This window comes from Bremerella alba, assembly GCF_013618625.1.
GTDB classification, from domain to species: Bacteria; Planctomycetota; Planctomycetia; order Pirellulales; family Pirellulaceae; genus Bremerella; species Bremerella alba.
Window position 1 is genome coordinate 1 of record NZ_JABRWO010000009.1, and the last position, 15,841, is coordinate 15,841.

Consider the following 15,841-nt stretch of genomic DNA (forward strand, 5'->3'; position numbering starts at 1 on the left):
TCCTGATCAATCTGGCGAGCCATCAACTCTTCCCTGCGGCGCGAGACACGGATTTGGAAAAGCGTTATCATCGCAGAAAGAGATTGGACGCGCTACCGCAGATTACCTAAAGTGCGCGCTGGCCGTGGTCGACAATCGCTTTGATCTTGGCGGAATGTATAACGTTCTTGCTGGGTAGGCAGGCAACATTTGGGCACGCACCACCTAACGCCCCCTTTTCGATCACGACCGTTGACTCACCTGCTTGTGCGAAGTGCCAAGCCAGATACTTGCCCGCTTCTCCACTGCCGATGATCACATTTCGATATCGTTGATTGACCATGTAATAGAAACTCCTTGTGTCGTACCATGTCTACCGATCAACTCTGCTTGTGATTCGACGAGCTCGCGATCACGACCAGCCTTCCAGTACCAGCTTGCCGATGGACCGCCCCTGTTCGATTGTGCGGTGAGCTCTCCGCAGGTTCTCGGCGTTGATTGGCGAGATAACTTCGCGACTTGTTCCGCGAACGATACCCTGGTCGATCCAGTTGGCCACCTGGTTGAGGAGTTCATGCTGTTGAACCATGTCAGGCGTCTGAAACATGGAGCGTGTGAACATGAATTCCCAAATGAACGTTGCCGACTTTTGCTTAAGAAGGTCTTGGTCTAACGGCCCCCGATTTTCCACTATGGAGAGAACTTTGCCTTGGGGACGAACAAGATCGACGGCCGTGTTCCAATGACGATCGGTGTCGTTGAATAAGGCCACGGCATCGACATACTTGTGCCCAAGCGATTCGATTTGTTGGCGCATTGGCTCAAAGTGATTGATGACATGGTTTGCCCCGAGACTCGTAATCCACTCGGCAGACTCACGCCGGGACGCAGTTCCGATCACCGTTAAACCGGCAATCTTAGCGAGTTGAATTCCGATGGAACCGACTCCGCCCGCGGCTCCTACGATCAGAAGCGTTTGTCCCTTGTGCTTTCCCCACACATCGAACTGAAGTCGATCGAAAATTGCTTCGTAGGCTGTAATCGCCGTGAGTGGGAGCGCCGCCGCTTCGGCAAATGTGAGTGACTTCGGCTTGTGTCCTACGATTCGCTCGTCAACGAGTTGAAACTCGGAATTGCTGCCGGGACGAGTAATGTCACCTGCGTAGAACACTTCGTCGCCTGGTTTGAACAGGGTGACATCGGGGCCAACCTCGAGGACGATGCCGGCCGCATCCCAGCCCAATATCTTGGAGCTTGCTTCGACTTTATCCTTGGGGGCGCGAACTTTCGTATCGACCGGATTGACCGAGATCGCTTGAACGGCGACTAACAATTGGCAGCCCTTGGGACTCGGCGATTCTAAGGTCAGGTCCAGCAAAAATTCTGGGTCGTCATTGAGCAGGTAGCGTTTTAATCCAACGGCTTTCATCGGAGTTGTCCTTTCAGTATCAGACAGTGACTAACTCGGTTTGAGCATGATAAGCCGGCTCGTCCTGTGTCTTTTTTGGGTGGTCGAGCGTGGCAAGCCTTGCCATCTACGCAATCCTCACGCCAGTTCGATGGAAGGCGTGAAAATTCACTTCGATTAGCACCCGCGGGGTCAATTCGAGCGTACCCGTGGCGACGATATCGCGAATAGGAAATAGATATCGGGGCAGAAACCTTCCCATCGGCCAGGTTTTTGTCCCTCTCGGTTCTCCAGAGATAGCTCGTTTTCCATGTAATTAGAAAGCGATCGAAACCATGATGCGACAAGCGAATGAATTTGCCGGTAAACGCGCGGAACGGCACACCCTTTGCCATCCTGTCATCGAATCAGAGTGACTCGTTGCATTTGCGGTTGTCCACTTTAATTTTCAGGAATGCTTCATGAATGTTCTCTCGCGTCTACTTTCCGGTTCCAGCAGCCAGACACAGAAGCAACGTGTAAGCAGTATGTCCGATGCATATCGCTTCCAAATAGGCGAAATACGAGCAACTGTTGTCAGCGATGGTCAGATGCTGGTTCCCGTGGCGCCAATTTACAGTGCCTTTGCTGCAAAATCGGAGGTCAGTGCCGCTCTGGTCGCATCTGGTTTGGATTCAGAGATCGTAGAATTGGAACTTAACCTCTTGGTTTTAGAGTTCAACTCACGAAAGATTTTGATTGACACCGGGTGCGGAAGGCTCGCATTCTACGGAGACAACGGACACGGTTTGGCGCGATTGAAGTCAGCTGGCATTTCTCCCGACGAGATCACCGATGTGATTTTAACGCATCTTCACCCCGATCATGTTGGTGGGATTGGAGATGTACAACCGCAGAGGTTGCACTTTCCGAACGCTCGGCACTACGTGAGTGAAATCGAGGCTGCCTACTGGAACTCCGAACACCCGGACATGTCCAGACAGGGGCTGAACGAGGAGGGCAAGCAAGTGTTTCGTGACGTGGCACATCAAGCACTATCGTTGCTTGGCGATCGAGCCATGCGCGTAAAAGATGGACAACGGATTTGTGAGTGTATCGAAGTTATCTCGGCTCCTGGGCACACGCCTGGTCACATTATTCTGCGCATTGGTTCTGGGCATGACCAACTGATTCATTTAGGGGATACGATTCACCATCCGGCGATTCAAATGGCCCATCCCAACTGGAGCAGCGAAGTGGACAGCGACCCAACGCTTGCTGAACAGACCCGAAGGCAGGTGCTGTCGAGTGTTTCCAGTGAACAGTCGCTAGCGGTCGCTTATCATGCGAGATATCCAGGGCTAGGAAGAGTGACAACAATGAACGAGGGATTTGTTTGGCTGCCCGTCGACAAAGGAGCGATCACTCAATGGTAGACAAGACAACATGGCAGATTTGTTGAATCATATGACGTCATCTGTTCTGAAATAGAGTTCTAACGCAAAGGAGAGAGTTGCTATGAGTACCAGATCAATCGAGGCGTGGATAGCGGAAGGTCCCGGCCAAAAATTCGCTCGCGGGTCTGTCGACTTAGGGTCGCTAAGTGCCGAGGAGGTGGAGGTCGAAGTAGAGCACTGTGGAATTTGCCACTCTGACCTATCGATGTTGAACAACGAGTGGGGAATGACACAGTATCCTGCCGTTCTAGGGCATGAGATTGTTGGCCGTGTGGTTGAAGCGGGCCCCGCGGTTAAAGGCTTGAGTGTTGGTCAACGCGTGGGGATTGGGTGGTCGGCCGATAGCTGTATGCATTGCCGGCAGTGTTTGTCGGGTCACCAGCATCTATGCGCCGAGGTAACAGGCACCATCGTAGGGCACCGGGGAGGATTTGCCAGCCACGTGCGGGCTCATTGGGCATGGACGATTCCCCTGCCTGACGGTCTGATTGTGGAAGACGCGGGCCCTCTTTTCTGCGGTGGAATCACCGTGTTCAATCCGCTGGCGATGTACGCCAGGTCGACCCATCGTGTCGGAATCGTGGGAATCGGTGGACTGGGGCATATGGCCATCAAATTTGCGGCGGCATCGGGTTGCGAGGTCATGGCCTTTACTTCCAGCGAACGAAAGTTCGACGAAGCACGGCAACTGGGGGCCCATCAGGTCGTTTCTAGCCGTGACTCGTCGGAAATCCAAAAGCTAAGTGGCCAGCTTGATATGCTTCTCATCACGGTTGCCGTTCCGTTGGACTGGGACGCGTTGATTAGCACCTTGGCTCCTAATGGGCGAATGCATGTTGTCGGAGCCGTTCTCGAGCCAATTCCCGTTCAGGCGTTTTCGCTCATTATGGCACAACGGTCGATATCCGGATCGCCTACCGGTTCGCCTACGGACATTGCCACGATGCTCGATTTTGCCGCGCGACACCGAATCGCACCAACCACCGAACATTTCGCGATGAACCAGATCAACGAGGCATTCGACCGACTTGCTTCCGGAAAAGCGCATTACCGAATTGTCCTGGATGCAAAATAACGGCGACATGTCGAAAAAGCATTGTTTGACCAAGGTGGCGGGCCAAATCGTTAGCCCGCCACCCAGGACTAATTTGTTTCCTGTTGGGAAAGTTTCTTGTCCAGTCATGTGGGGGGCGGTGAATCAACGGTCTTCGTTTTCGACATGGATTGTCATGTGGATACCAAGCTCCTTCAGTTTCGTGCGAAGCGTCTGTCGAGCAACTCCCAGGAGTTTGGCCGCTTTGTGCTGACTGCCGCCGGTATGCTCAAGAACTCGTTTTAGAAGAAAGCGATCGATGTGCGAATGCACCGTCGCATAGACATCCGTAGACTTTGAGTTGATCAACTCCTCCACCAGAGATTCCAGCTCTGGATTCAAGGCCGTGGCAGGTGGCGAGGGGCTTTCCATGCGATTGCTCGTCAATTCGGGCAAAAAAATGGGTAGCAGGATATCACCACTAGCCGCGAGAAGGGCTTGCTTCAGGACGTTCTGCAACTCGCGAATATTTCCTGGCCAGGAATATGCCTTTAGTTGACTGAGCGTATCTGGAGCAACTGACTGGACGCTACGTCCCAATTCTTGACTGAATTTACGCAGACAATGCTGGACCAGCATATTGAGATCGTCCCCTCGATCGCGGAGCGCTGGCAAATGGAGGGAGAACACGCCAAGTCGATAGTAAAGATCGGGGCGGAATTTCCCCTCGTCGGACCAGACTTTCAAATCGCGATGGGTTGCGGCGATCAATCGAACGTCGGTTTGGATGGACTCGTTTCCCCCTACGCGTTCAAAAGTCTGTTCTTGCATGACTCGGAGTAGTTTGGCCTGCAGGGGCAAGGGCATGTCGCCGATCTCATCGAGAAACAAAGTTCCTCCATTGCACTGTTCAAATTTGCCAATTCTACGTCGATCGGCCCCAGTAAATGCGCCCTTCTCGTGGCCGAAAAGCTCGCTTTCCAACAGATGCTCCGGAATCGCAGCACAGTTGAGCGCTAAGAACGCAGCGTTGGCTCGATTGCCGTGTTGGTAGATGGCCCTCGCCACCAGTTCCTTGCCTGTGCCGCTTTCACCCGTAATCAAAACCGGGACATCCTGAACCGATACCCGTCCAATTGCCTTGTAAACATCCAGCATTGCCTGACAATTACCGATAATTGCCCCCTCCATGGCATCTTCAGGCATGTTCTCGACAACGACGGTAGGTTCTCGCATCCGTCGAGAAACTTCAAACGCTTCATGGACGACTCGCTCCAACTGACGTAGCTCGACAGGCTTGAAGAGATAGTCGTAGGCGCCCTGTTTCATGGCCTCGATCGCTGTGTCGGCACCTTTTGCCGTGGTAATAAAAACTACCGGAATTCGGGCGTCGATTTGACGGATGCTTTGATACACATCCAGGCCAGAACCGTCAGGCAATCGCAAATCGAGTAACACCACGCTGGGTAGTTGCTCCTGAACAATGTGAATGCCTTCCGAGCCAGTCTCAGCGGATAGGATATCTGTGGCTGTTCCCTTTAAGACGGCCCTCACTTGCTGCAGAATCAGGTCAGGATCATCATCAATGATCAGGATGGATGCCATCACATTTCCAGTCTGATAGGATTTCTAAGTGGCAGGGTGCATTGGCCCCCGCCGTATTTACTATTTCTAGCGAAGGCCACTTCCTAGCGGCAAGCCGTGATTGATTTTATTTGATCCGGCACGCAACTCGCATTCCATTCCAAATAATTCACGGCGGTATCGTGCCGTGGTCAAAACGGGACATGGGAGCGTTGAGAATGCGACAGCGGCCTGAAGGCATCTTTATGAGATTTCAACATCTTCGCTCACACTTTCTTGTGGCCGGCGGCCTGCTATTGGCGGCCATTGGCAGTTGCGGAGCCTGGAGCATCGTGACGATTCAGCGGATGGGGGCACGTATGGGCGATACGCTCAATACCCATCAGCAAGCAATCGACATCGCGGTCGATATGATCACCTTGCTGGAGGAAGAGGATGAAGCAATTCTGATGGCCATAGGTGGCAAGCCCACTGACGCTCAAGAGAAGCTCGGCTTGGAGCGGCAGCGATTCGACAGCGCTTACCAGAGATTAAGACCACTTCTGGAAAGCGATGCCGATAGAAATACCTATGGCAAGGTTCAACGTAGCGTCGCCCAGTTCCGAACTGTAAGCGACAGATTGTTGAGCGAGATGAATACTCCTGATGCGTTGGATACATACGTCAACACCATTCATCCCGCAATGGCGTTAGCCAAGGAAGATTGCCGCTACTTTCGAGAGGTTAACGTTAACGCGATGCAGCATGAGGGAATCGAAGCTCGGCGCGATGCCAGCCAAAATGGATTGGCGATCTTCTGTGTGACGGTGACTGCCTTGTTGGTATCATCTGGCGTATTGTGGCGACTGACGCATCGCATTTTGCGCCCAATGAATGCTTTGGGCTCAGCTGTCGAGGCGATCGGTAAGGGAGACTTGGAACACCGGGTCGAAGTATTCGAGTCCGATGAGCTCGGAAGACTGGCCGAAGGTTTCAATCGGATGGCCGACAGAATCGCTGATTTCCGTCGAGAACTAGAGCAACAATTCCGCCAGATGGCCGAGAACATCCGGGAAATCTTTTGGATTGTCGATCTAAATCAATCGAAGCTGGTGTACGTCAGTCCCGGTTATGAGGAAGTGTGGGGACGTAGTTGTGAGAGCTTCTACCAAGCTCCGGAAGAACAGATTGAATACGTCATTCCAGAAGATCGAGAGGTAGTCCAACAAAATCTCGAAGATCTGAGGCAAGGAAGCTTTCGGGTGGCGGAGTTTCGCATTGTACGACCAGACGGAGCAATACGCTGGATTCGCCGACGTTCGTTTCCTTTGACTAGTGACACTGGCATTGGACATCGAGTTGCCGGACTGTCTGAGGACATTACGAGCCGCAGGCTCGCCGAAAATCAGCTGAAGGAAAGTGAAGAACGTTTCCGCGGAACGTTTGAAAACGCCGCTGTTGGAATGGCGCATGGTCACATCCATGGCCAGTTTCTGCGTGTGAATCAAAAGCTATGCGACATAATGGGCTACGGACGGGACGACGTTCTGAAACGCACCTTCGTGGATCTAACCCATCCGGATGACGCAACGGATTCTAAGGCCAAGTTTGATGCATTAGTGCGTGGAATGATCGATAGTTACTCGGAAGAGAAACGCTTGGTTCGCCAAGATGGTTCTTTTGTCTGGGTGCATGTGTTTGTTTCTCTTCAACGCGATCCCAACCAACAGCCACTGCACACCATTCACGTTATCGAGGACATTTCCGAGCGAAAACGCTTGGAGGAACAAATTCGGCAAGCAAAGGAGATCGCCGAAGAGGCAAACCTCGCGAAAGACGAGTTTCTCGCCAATGTTAGCCACGAGATTCGCACGCCCATGAATGCGATCCTGGGGATGACAGAGCTGGTCCTAGATACGGAACTCCGCGACGATCAACGCCAATGCCTCAAGACAGTAAAGTCTGCCGGGGACAACCTTCTGAGGATCATTAACGACTTGCTGGATTTCTCTAAAATCGAGGCCGGCAAGATGGTGTTGGAGGAATCGCCGTTCTCCCTGCGAGCGATTATCGGCGAAACACTGCGGGCACTCGCTGCCCGTGCGCATCAGAAGAGTCTGGAATTGATATGTGAGATTCACCCTCAGACTCCGGATGGTTTACTCGGTGACGCCGGCAGGCTCCGTCAGGTGCTGTTGAACGTGATCGGCAATGCGATCAAGTTTACTCAGGCAGGCGAAGTTATGGTCGAGGTCGAAGCCCAGTTACTTGAAGAGTCACGACAATCGCGAGTAACATTCGCGATCACCGATACTGGTATTGGAATTCCCATACATATGCAGCGTCGCATCTTCGAGGCCTTTGAGCAGGAAGACACGTCAACGACACGGAAGTATGGAGGGACTGGTCTAGGTCTATCGATTGCGGCTCGCCTTGTCGAACTGATGGGTGGTGAGATTGAGGTTGATAGCGAACCCGGAAAGGGAAGCACTTTCAAATTCACGGCAACTTTTGAGATTCAGGCCGGCAACGATAATGCTCAAGGGACGACGCTACCTTCCGATGTTTCTGGAATGCGAGTACTAGTTGTCGATGACAATGCGACCAATCGCCGGATCTTAGAAGGAACGCTTCGGCGATGGAACATGCGGCCGGACTGCGTACCTGACGCAGGTATTGCTACAGAGGTTCTTTGGAACGCTGTCAACGAGAACCGGCCTTACGAATTGATCCTGCTCGATTCGCGTATGCCTGAGACCGACGGTCTTACTCTGGCGTCGAGAATTCGCGAATGGCAACCAATGGCTTCTCTTCCCATAGTGATGCTGACATCCGGTGAACGCCCCGGCGATGTGATTCGTTTGCGCGAACTTAAAATCAACGCCAGGTTACTTAAACCGGTGCAGCAAGAAGAATTGCTCGACGTCATCCTCCGACTGACAAAGCAAGCCGAAGCGGAAGAATTACCGACCACGGTGCTCGACATGGAAATGAAATCAACATCGCCGTATCCGCAAATCGAGCGACATTTCAACATTCTGGTGGCCGAGGATAATGAATTCAACGCAGCGATGGTGGAGCGGCTACTCAAAACAAATGGCTATCAAGTTCGGATTGCGACAACCGGTCGAGAGGCATTGGACATGGCGGTACGTGGTGGCTTTGACTTGATGCTCTTGGATATCCACATGCCTGAGCTTGACGGGTTTCAGGTTGTCCGAAAACTTCGGCAAATCGAGCAGGATTCGGACACTCATCTTCCTGTCATCGCGCTGACGGCAAGGTCACGGGCAGAGGATCGGGATAAATGTATGCAATCGGGAATGAATGAATACATCTCGAAGCCGATCGATAGGAATCATCTTTTGCAAACGATCGAACGACTAGTCACCCTTTCCTCAGATCAGCAGGAGCCTCTTGTCACAGTTCGAACGCTGATCGGCGCTTGTGGCGGTGATGAGTTGCTATTCCAGCAAATGAAAGAGACACTCCAGGCAAATTTGCCGATCCGGTTAGAGCAACTGAAAACCGTGATTGCTATGGAGAATCTGTCCAACTTGAGAGAGGAAGCTCACAAGCTTGCCGGGATGTTGTCGGTGTTCAGCGACGTTGCTGGCAACTTGGCGACTCAAGTTGAGGATGAAGCGGAGGCGGGCCAGCGAACTTCGGCGAAGGAGTCTTCGATGCGCCTGATCGAATTATGCGACAACCTATTACGACAGGTCGAGCCTTTGACGCTGGATCAACTAAATCGAATGCTTTGAGCGAGGGCAGTTGAATATATCAAGGTGCAAGGTCGATCGTCTTAACAGCCACAGGCGATCGCGACGTTAAAGAAAATGCCCACCGATGCGACCGCTATCGGCGGGCAAAAAGAAGTGCCGGAAACTTTCTAGCAGGATTAAGGCTACTGGACACCTGCCAAGTGCTCTCCGACGAACCAAGCTTGTGATTCATTGGTTCGCAGTATGCTGCTGACGATCAAGTCGTTTGTGCCGTCATCGCCGTTGGTCGCTGCGAGCCTCGCCATGGTTCGAGCTTCTTCCAGGATGATCTCGTGGGCATGTTGAAGTCGTTCTATTTGGGCCTTTGGTGTTTCTCGGTCACGTGGAGGTCTGGGGATAAGTGTCGCCTCACAAACGTCCGCTGCCATCGCGATACTGACGCCCCCCAACATTGCGATACGTTCGCCAATCTGATCGACCAGTTCGTTTTGCTCCGCAAAATGCTTGTCATACAGAAGGTGGAGTTGGAAAAACGTTGGTCCTGATACCTGCCAGTGATGCTTTTTATACAGGTCGCGAATCGTTATGGTGTCGGCAAGCAGTTGGTTCAGATTCAGCACGCTTTCTTTGCGAACATCGTGATCCAGTGCGATTCGGTGGGAAACAATTTGAGTGAATGCTTGGACCTGCGGCATAACGTCCAAGGTGTGAATGGGTGAAGTCGACATGGGATACTCTCCGGTTAGAAAGAGGTAAATGTAAGACCGCTTGGCGGACATAAATGCTATTGCTCGCGGATCGGTCAGTGATCTACAGCTTGGAGATACGCGGCTATAGCTGCCATTGGTCTGCGCCAACGAGACCTAACAAAAAGAATCGAGAGCGAATGCCAGAATCCGAGTCGTTCGTTTTCGTGCGTGATTTGTCCAAGAGCCAGTGGAATAGCTTGTGTCACGTTCTTTAGTTGTTGGGGATCAAGGTCACCCAACAGATCGGCAATGATAAGCAGATTGCGAATTCCTCGAATGGTGTGAGGCGAATTCGCGGCGTCGACGGCCGTCTCCAAGACCTCGTCACGCGAGTCGAGCAGGCCCCGCAATATGTCTAGAATGCCTTGGTCTTGCAGACCTTGTAGCACCTGGCAGGCGGATAAGATCGCCTCGCCGTGGTCCATTGGGGCCGTTTGTAGACGAGCTTGTATGATATCGTGATGATCGTAGGGTAACGGCTGAAAGGGAATACGATGTGCCATGGCTAATTGTCCTAGGAGATCTTGGATTGGATCTGGTAAAGCGTTACTGGATTGCTGGCGTTCGATTGGCTCCATTTGCGATGTACCTCGACACCATCTTGAGGTGTCGGGCGGCCAAAGCGGAAGTTATGGTTGGGAAGAGGTGAGTCCTCCTCGTGCAGGACACGCATGCGAACGGATGATTCTTTGTAGGCAGGCGTATGCGTTACCGGATCGGTATTCGCGCCAATGAGCATGTTGACCGGTGAGTCGCTTGAGTTCATAGGCATGAATAGTTGATTCCCTTGAACCCGGTCTGTAACCAAGGCCCGAACGGAGACCTGGCCATACCGTGATGTCAACTCCACCCGTGTCCCGTTTGTTATTCCGCGTTTCGAGGCAAGCTCTGGCGATACCTCCACAAACACGTCAGGTGTCTTCTCTCGAATACCAGGCACGAGATACGTGAGATTGCCCTCGTGAAAGTGCTCTAGGAGATTGCCATTGTTCAGATGGAGGTCGTATTCATCGTTAGGCTGGTCAACCGGTTCATTCCAGGAAACTGGATGCAATCGTGCCTTAGAGTCGGTGAACGCAAAGCCATTTTCATACAAGATCGACTGGTCAGATCCGTCCTCGGCAACAGGCCACTGCTGAGACTGATAGCCCTCGAGACGCTCAAATGAAACGCCCGACAGAAGTGGCGTAAGACTCGCGGCTTCAGCCATAATTTCCGAAGGGTGCTGGTATGTCCACATCGCCCCGAGTTCGTTAGCAATACCTTGTACAATCCGCCAATCCGGGCGGCTTTCTCCCAGCGGCTCAAACACTTGATAAAAACGCTGTATTCTTCGTTCCGTATTGGTAAAGGTCCCGTCCTTTTCAAGGCTGGGGGAGGCCGGCAGAACAATATTTGCAAATTGGCATGTATGACTGAAGAACACATCTTGCACGATCATGAAGTCTAGTTGGCTGAAAGCTTTTTGAACAAGGTTGGCATCCGCGTCGACCAAGCTCATTTCTTCGCCGCAAAGATACATTGCTCTCAAACGGCCGTCCAAGATTGCATGGATCATTTCATGATTGTCCAAGCCCTTGGTGGTCGGCAGTGTCGTACCCCACGCAGATTCAAATCGCTCGCGAACTTCTATGTCCTCGACGGGCTGATATCCCGGAAGCATGTTGGGCATCGATCCCATATCGCTGGCACCTTGGACGTTGTTGTGACCTCGAAGCGGATAGGCCCCCGTGCCAGCTCTCATATAGTTGCCGGTAACCAATAGTAAGTTGGAAATCGCCGTTGATGTATCTGATCCCATCGAGTGTTGAGTCACGCCCATAGCCCAGCAAATGGCAACGCGAGGTGACTGCGCGACCATCTGAGCGATCTTGGTAAGTGTCTGGATTGGTATACCCGTCTTCTCCTCGGCAAATTCCAAAGAGAATGGCTCCAAGCTTTCTCGAAATTCGTCGAGGTTATTTACCCATTGCTCTAGGAAAGAGTCCGCAGCCAAGTCGTGGTCGAGAATGTAACGTGTGATAGCCGAAAGCCAAATTAGGTCGGTGCCTGGACGCGGGCGAATGAAAAGGTCGGCTCTTCGTGCCATCTCATGCGAACGCAGATCGGCGACAATGAGCTTCTGGCCATGTAGCTTGTGGGCTCGCTTGATTCGAGTGGCAATCACTGGGTGGCTCTCAGTCGTGTTGCTTCCGATGATGATGACCAAGTCGGCTTGGGCGATATCTGTCACCGAGCCTGAGTCTCCACCATAGCCAACGGTCCTAAAGAGACCTGCCGTTGCTGGTGCTTGGCAATACCGTGAGCAGTTATCGACGTTGTTCGTACCGATTATCGCCCGAGCAAGCTTCTGCATAAGGAAGCTTTCTTCATTCGAGCATTTGGACGATGAGATAACGCCTATGGCGTCAGCGCCATGCGTCTTCCGGATACGTCGAAGATTGTCCGCGATGTATGTGAACGCTTCGTCCCAAGTGGCTTCGCGGAAACTTTCTCCTTCACGAATCAAAGGATGGGTCAGGCGGTCCTTGCTATTGACAAAATCCCAGCCGAATTTTCCTTTGATGCAGGTTGATATTCCATTGACGGGGCCATGTTCGGGTTCGATCTTTAGGATATGTCGATCTTTCGTCCAGACCTCGAAACTGCAGCCCACGCCGCAGTACGTGCATACCGTCTTCGTTCGACGAATGCGTGATTGTCGCATCGCGGATTCGGCTTCTGAGATGCGAAGAATTGAACGGAACCCGGTTTCCGGCTCGATCTCTTTGACAATGTCGATCATGCCATCAAGCGTCTTTTTCGAGACGCCCGTTAGGAAGCCAGCGTGCCCAAGCATCGACTTCTCCATCAGGGCGTTACAAGGGCACACCGTAACGCAGTGGCCACATGAGACACAGCTCGACTGGCCGATGGGAACGCCACCATCCCAGAGAACGCGAGGATTGGGATCCTCCCAGTTGATCGATAGTGTTTCATTGACTTCGATGTTCTGACACGCTTCTACGCAGCGGCCGCAAAGCAGGCACTGGTCGGGATCGTAGCGATAGAAGGGATTACTCTCATCCACCTCATACGGCTTAGGCTCAAACGGCCTCGTCTGACCTTCGATTTGGAGCAACTTGGTCGTGTTGTGCATAACACAATTGCCGTTGTTATTGTCACAAACAGTGCAGTAGAGCTGATGCGAGGTGAGCAACTGATCGAATGCGTCTCGCCGGGCTGTCGCGGCTCGGTCGCTGTTGGTCGACAGATCCATGTCAGCCTGAACGACCGTCGAGCACGCGCGAATAAGTTCCCCTTGGCACTCGACGACGCACGTATCGCAGGTTTGCACTGGGCCTAACTGAGGGTGATAGCAGACGGCGGCCAGTTCGACGTTGCTTCGCTGAATAACATCGATCAACCGCTCTCCTACGATGCATTCGACGGGCTTACCATTAAGGAGAATCTGAATGGAATTCATGAACTGACCTTACCTATGAAACCGGGACAATCGTGACGCTCGTTAGCGTTCATGGAAGCTTGTCATTCCGATTCTTCCGTCCCTTCAATCAAACGACCGAAATCGGAGTAAATGTTGAAGCGGCTGTCGCGGACGAATCCCAGCAAGGTGATTCCCATATCCCGAGCGAGTGATACCGCCAAGCTGGTTGGTGCACCGACGGAGGCGACAACTGGAATGCCTGCCATCGACGCTTTTTGGATTAGCTCGAAACATGCGCGTCCACTCAAAAGCAGCAACTTATCGTTCAGCGGAAGACGGTTCTCAAGTAACTGGCGACCGATCAGTTTGTCCAATGCGTTATGCCGGCCGACGTCCTCGAAGTTCGCGACAAGACGGCCCTCAGGATCGAACAACGCTGCCGCATGCAAGCCTCCAGTGCGGTGAAAGGTGGTTTGCTGGCGGCGTTGCGTGTTTGAGAGGTGGTGGATTAACTCGGATCGAAGTCTGGGAGTCCCTTCCGTTAATCGGTGGACACCGGTTTGAAACACGGCCGCTATCGAACGCTTGCCACAGACGCCACAACTGGATGAAACGTACGAGTGGCGTTGCAGTTTCGGCCAATCGATCTGAGCGTGGGGGGCCAGTGTGGCAACAACGACATTGCGTCGTAGCTGTTCTATGCTGGAAAGATCAGCTCTCGCATAGATGATTCCTTCAGAAAGTAAAAAGCCGGTTGCGAGGTCGCGATCACTCCCAGGCGTTCTCATAGTAACGGCCAACGGTTTCTCAAACACTTGACCATCGGAGATGAACGCGAGGCGAATTTCAAGCGGTTCCTCAATGCAAACCTCGTCGTCATCTTGGGTCCGCTCCTGTTGCGATACAAACGTGACCGGGAGTTCGACGACTGAAGAGTGAGAAGAAGGCATTGTCGATTCCTTCTATGGATTGAGAGTTGCGATTTTGTACGGATGCCATCTCAATAGGCAAAACCCGTGCCAGCGTGTGACAAGTGTCCTTAGAAACGTAATAGAGGCATCTACCCGCGACAGAAGCGAAGCGAGGGAGCATCGCGTGGGCAAGTTTTAGGTCCGCCCGTCAAGATTTGTGCCTTGGTCCAAATCACAGACGGTCGTAGTAAGCCGGGATATGACTCGTTTTGCGAGCGTGCAAGGAATTCTCGCCGTGGGTACAGCGGTTGCTTATGTGCCTGTCAGCGCAGTGAGACGTGCTGACGCAAGACATATTTTACCCGGGCTATCAAGCGATCCGCCCATTCTAAGGAGCGAACATGAATCCCCTATTTCGTCGAGACTTCATGAGGGGAACGGCGGCCGTAGCGGCACTGGCTACGTCGTACCTGGCAGGCTCACCGCGGGCAGAAGGTGGCGATACGTCTTTCATGAACAACGTACCTGATCCACTTCTCTCGGGAAAGGAGCTTCCACGCTTTACGTTTGCCTTGGAAAAGTCCGAGGGGAAAGTCATCGATCAGAGCTTTGGCAAAGAAGCGACAGTCGAACAGCTTCCGATTTCTAAGGAAATCGCAGGGGTTTCGATGAAACTCCAGCCGGGGGCCATGCGGGAGTTGCACTGGCATGCGACAGCCGCCGAATGGGCATTCGTCCTGTCAGGACAAGTTCGCACAACGGTAGTTCAGCCCAACGGTAACTCCGAGACCAACGACTTCGAACCTGGCGACGTGTGGTTTTTCCCCCGAGGTCACGGCCACATGCTGGAATGTCTGGGCGAGGAACCAGCCCATTTTATTCTGATCTTCGACAATGGTTACTTTTCGGAGTTCGGGACCTTCAGCGTTACCGATTGGCTCGGACATGTTCCAGCAGAGTTGTTGGCCAAGAATTTCGGCGTGCCGGCATCCTCATTTGATGACTTTCCGAAAAAAGAGGTCTACTTTGCATTTGGTAAGCCGCCCCCCAATCGACCCTCGCCTCCGTTGCAAGGAAACCATCGGCCGCAGCAGACACATAAGTTCCGACTTCTGAACGGGAAGCCCCATGGGACATTTCCCGGTGGGCGAGAGTGGCGGGTTGATTCGAGCAATTTCCCGATCTCAACCACGGTAACCGGGGTAATCCTGGACCTGGATCCCGGAGCAATTCGCGAACTCCACTGGCATCCCAACGCCGATGAGTGGCAATACGTTATCCAGGGGGACATCCGGGTCACGATGTTTGGCTCGCACGGGCGATACCGGGAGGAGTCGCTGCAAGCAGGAGACGTCGCGTACATACCACAAGGATATGGTCACTCCATCGAAAATGTCGGTAGCGATGGTTGCCGCATACTGATTGGCTTTAACACCGGAACCTACGAGGCGATCGACCTTTCTCAGTGGATTGCCGCTAACCCTGTCGACGTACTAGCGACAAATTTCTCGAAGTCACCAGCGCTATTCGAATCGTTCCCTAAACGCGATGTATTCATTGCAGATCGAAATGACAAGTCGTAGTGCCTGGTGAGTCAAGGTACGAATCTC

11 protein-coding genes are annotated in these 15,841 nt (G+C 52.7%); 4 read left to right on the forward strand and 7 right to left on the reverse strand.

Going from position 1 to position 15,841, the window contains the following annotated elements; translation table 11 throughout:
* Window positions 1–106: 106 nt before the first annotated feature.
* Both HOV93_RS15820 and HOV93_RS15825 read right to left on the reverse strand, forming a co-directional pair.
* Window positions 107–322 carry an FAD-dependent oxidoreductase gene (locus HOV93_RS15820; RefSeq protein WP_207397497.1) on the reverse strand — a complete coding sequence of 72 codons (216 nt, stop codon included), beginning with the start codon at window positions 320–322 and terminating at the stop codon, window positions 107–109.
* 69 nt (window positions 323–391) lie between these two features.
* A complete protein-coding gene (locus tag HOV93_RS15825) occupies window positions 392–1,408 on the reverse strand; it encodes a zinc-binding alcohol dehydrogenase family protein (protein ID WP_207397498.1) in 1,017 nt (338 codons plus the stop codon).
* A 440-nt stretch (window positions 1,409–1,848) separates the two neighbouring features.
* Here HOV93_RS15825 and HOV93_RS15830 point away from each other — a divergent pair, with 440 nt between their 5' ends.
* Together HOV93_RS15830 and ahr are read left to right on the forward strand one after the other, a co-directional pair.
* Entirely contained in the window at window positions 1,849–2,802 is a 954-nt protein-coding gene (locus tag HOV93_RS15830) for an MBL fold metallo-hydrolase (protein WP_207397499.1), read from the forward strand.
* 82 nt (window positions 2,803–2,884) lie between these two features.
* The gene (ahr, locus tag HOV93_RS15835; protein WP_207397500.1) at window positions 2,885–3,898 is read left to right on the forward strand and encodes an NADPH-dependent aldehyde reductase Ahr; all 1,014 of its coding nucleotides are present in this window, start codon (window positions 2,885–2,887) and stop codon (window positions 3,896–3,898) included.
* Between the two features lie 123 nt (window positions 3,899–4,021).
* Here ahr and HOV93_RS15840 read toward each other — a convergent pair whose 3' ends face one another.
* Complete coding sequence (locus tag HOV93_RS15840) at window positions 4,022–5,461, reverse strand: sigma-54-dependent transcriptional regulator (protein WP_207397501.1); 1,440 nt, start codon at window positions 5,459–5,461, stop codon at window positions 4,022–4,024.
* 224 nt (window positions 5,462–5,685) lie between these two features.
* On the opposite strand from HOV93_RS15840, the gene HOV93_RS15845 reads away from it, so the two are divergent.
* Window positions 5,686–9,183, forward strand: a complete 3,498-nt coding sequence (locus HOV93_RS15845) for a response regulator (RefSeq protein WP_207397502.1) — start codon at window positions 5,686–5,688, stop codon at window positions 9,181–9,183.
* Window positions 9,184–9,326: 143 nt separating this feature from the next.
* Here HOV93_RS15845 and HOV93_RS15850 read toward each other — a convergent pair whose 3' ends face one another.
* From HOV93_RS15850 to fdhD, 4 genes are all read right to left on the reverse strand, one after another.
* The gene (locus tag HOV93_RS15850; RefSeq protein WP_207397503.1) at window positions 9,327–9,872 is read right to left on the reverse strand and encodes a Dps family protein; all 546 of its coding nucleotides are present in this window, start codon (window positions 9,870–9,872) and stop codon (window positions 9,327–9,329) included.
* A gap of 74 nt (window positions 9,873–9,946) precedes the next feature.
* The gene (locus tag HOV93_RS15855; protein ID WP_207397504.1) at window positions 9,947–10,396 is read right to left on the reverse strand and encodes a DUF1641 domain-containing protein; all 450 of its coding nucleotides are present in this window, start codon (window positions 10,394–10,396) and stop codon (window positions 9,947–9,949) included.
* Window positions 10,397–10,407: 11 nt separating this feature from the next.
* Window positions 10,408–13,359 (reverse strand): formate dehydrogenase subunit alpha, encoded by a 2,952-nt coding sequence (gene fdhF / locus HOV93_RS15860; protein WP_207397505.1) that lies wholly within the window; start codon window positions 13,357–13,359, stop codon window positions 10,408–10,410.
* A gap of 62 nt (window positions 13,360–13,421) precedes the next feature.
* The gene (fdhD, locus tag HOV93_RS15865; RefSeq protein ID WP_207397506.1) at window positions 13,422–14,270 is read right to left on the reverse strand and encodes a formate dehydrogenase accessory sulfurtransferase FdhD; all 849 of its coding nucleotides are present in this window, start codon (window positions 14,268–14,270) and stop codon (window positions 13,422–13,424) included.
* Between the two features lie 362 nt (window positions 14,271–14,632).
* Between fdhD and HOV93_RS15870 the strand changes: the two genes are divergently transcribed.
* Entirely contained in the window at window positions 14,633–15,814 is a 1,182-nt protein-coding gene (locus HOV93_RS15870) for a cupin domain-containing protein (protein ID WP_207397507.1), read from the forward strand.
* Window positions 15,815–15,841: the final 27 nt, after the last annotated feature.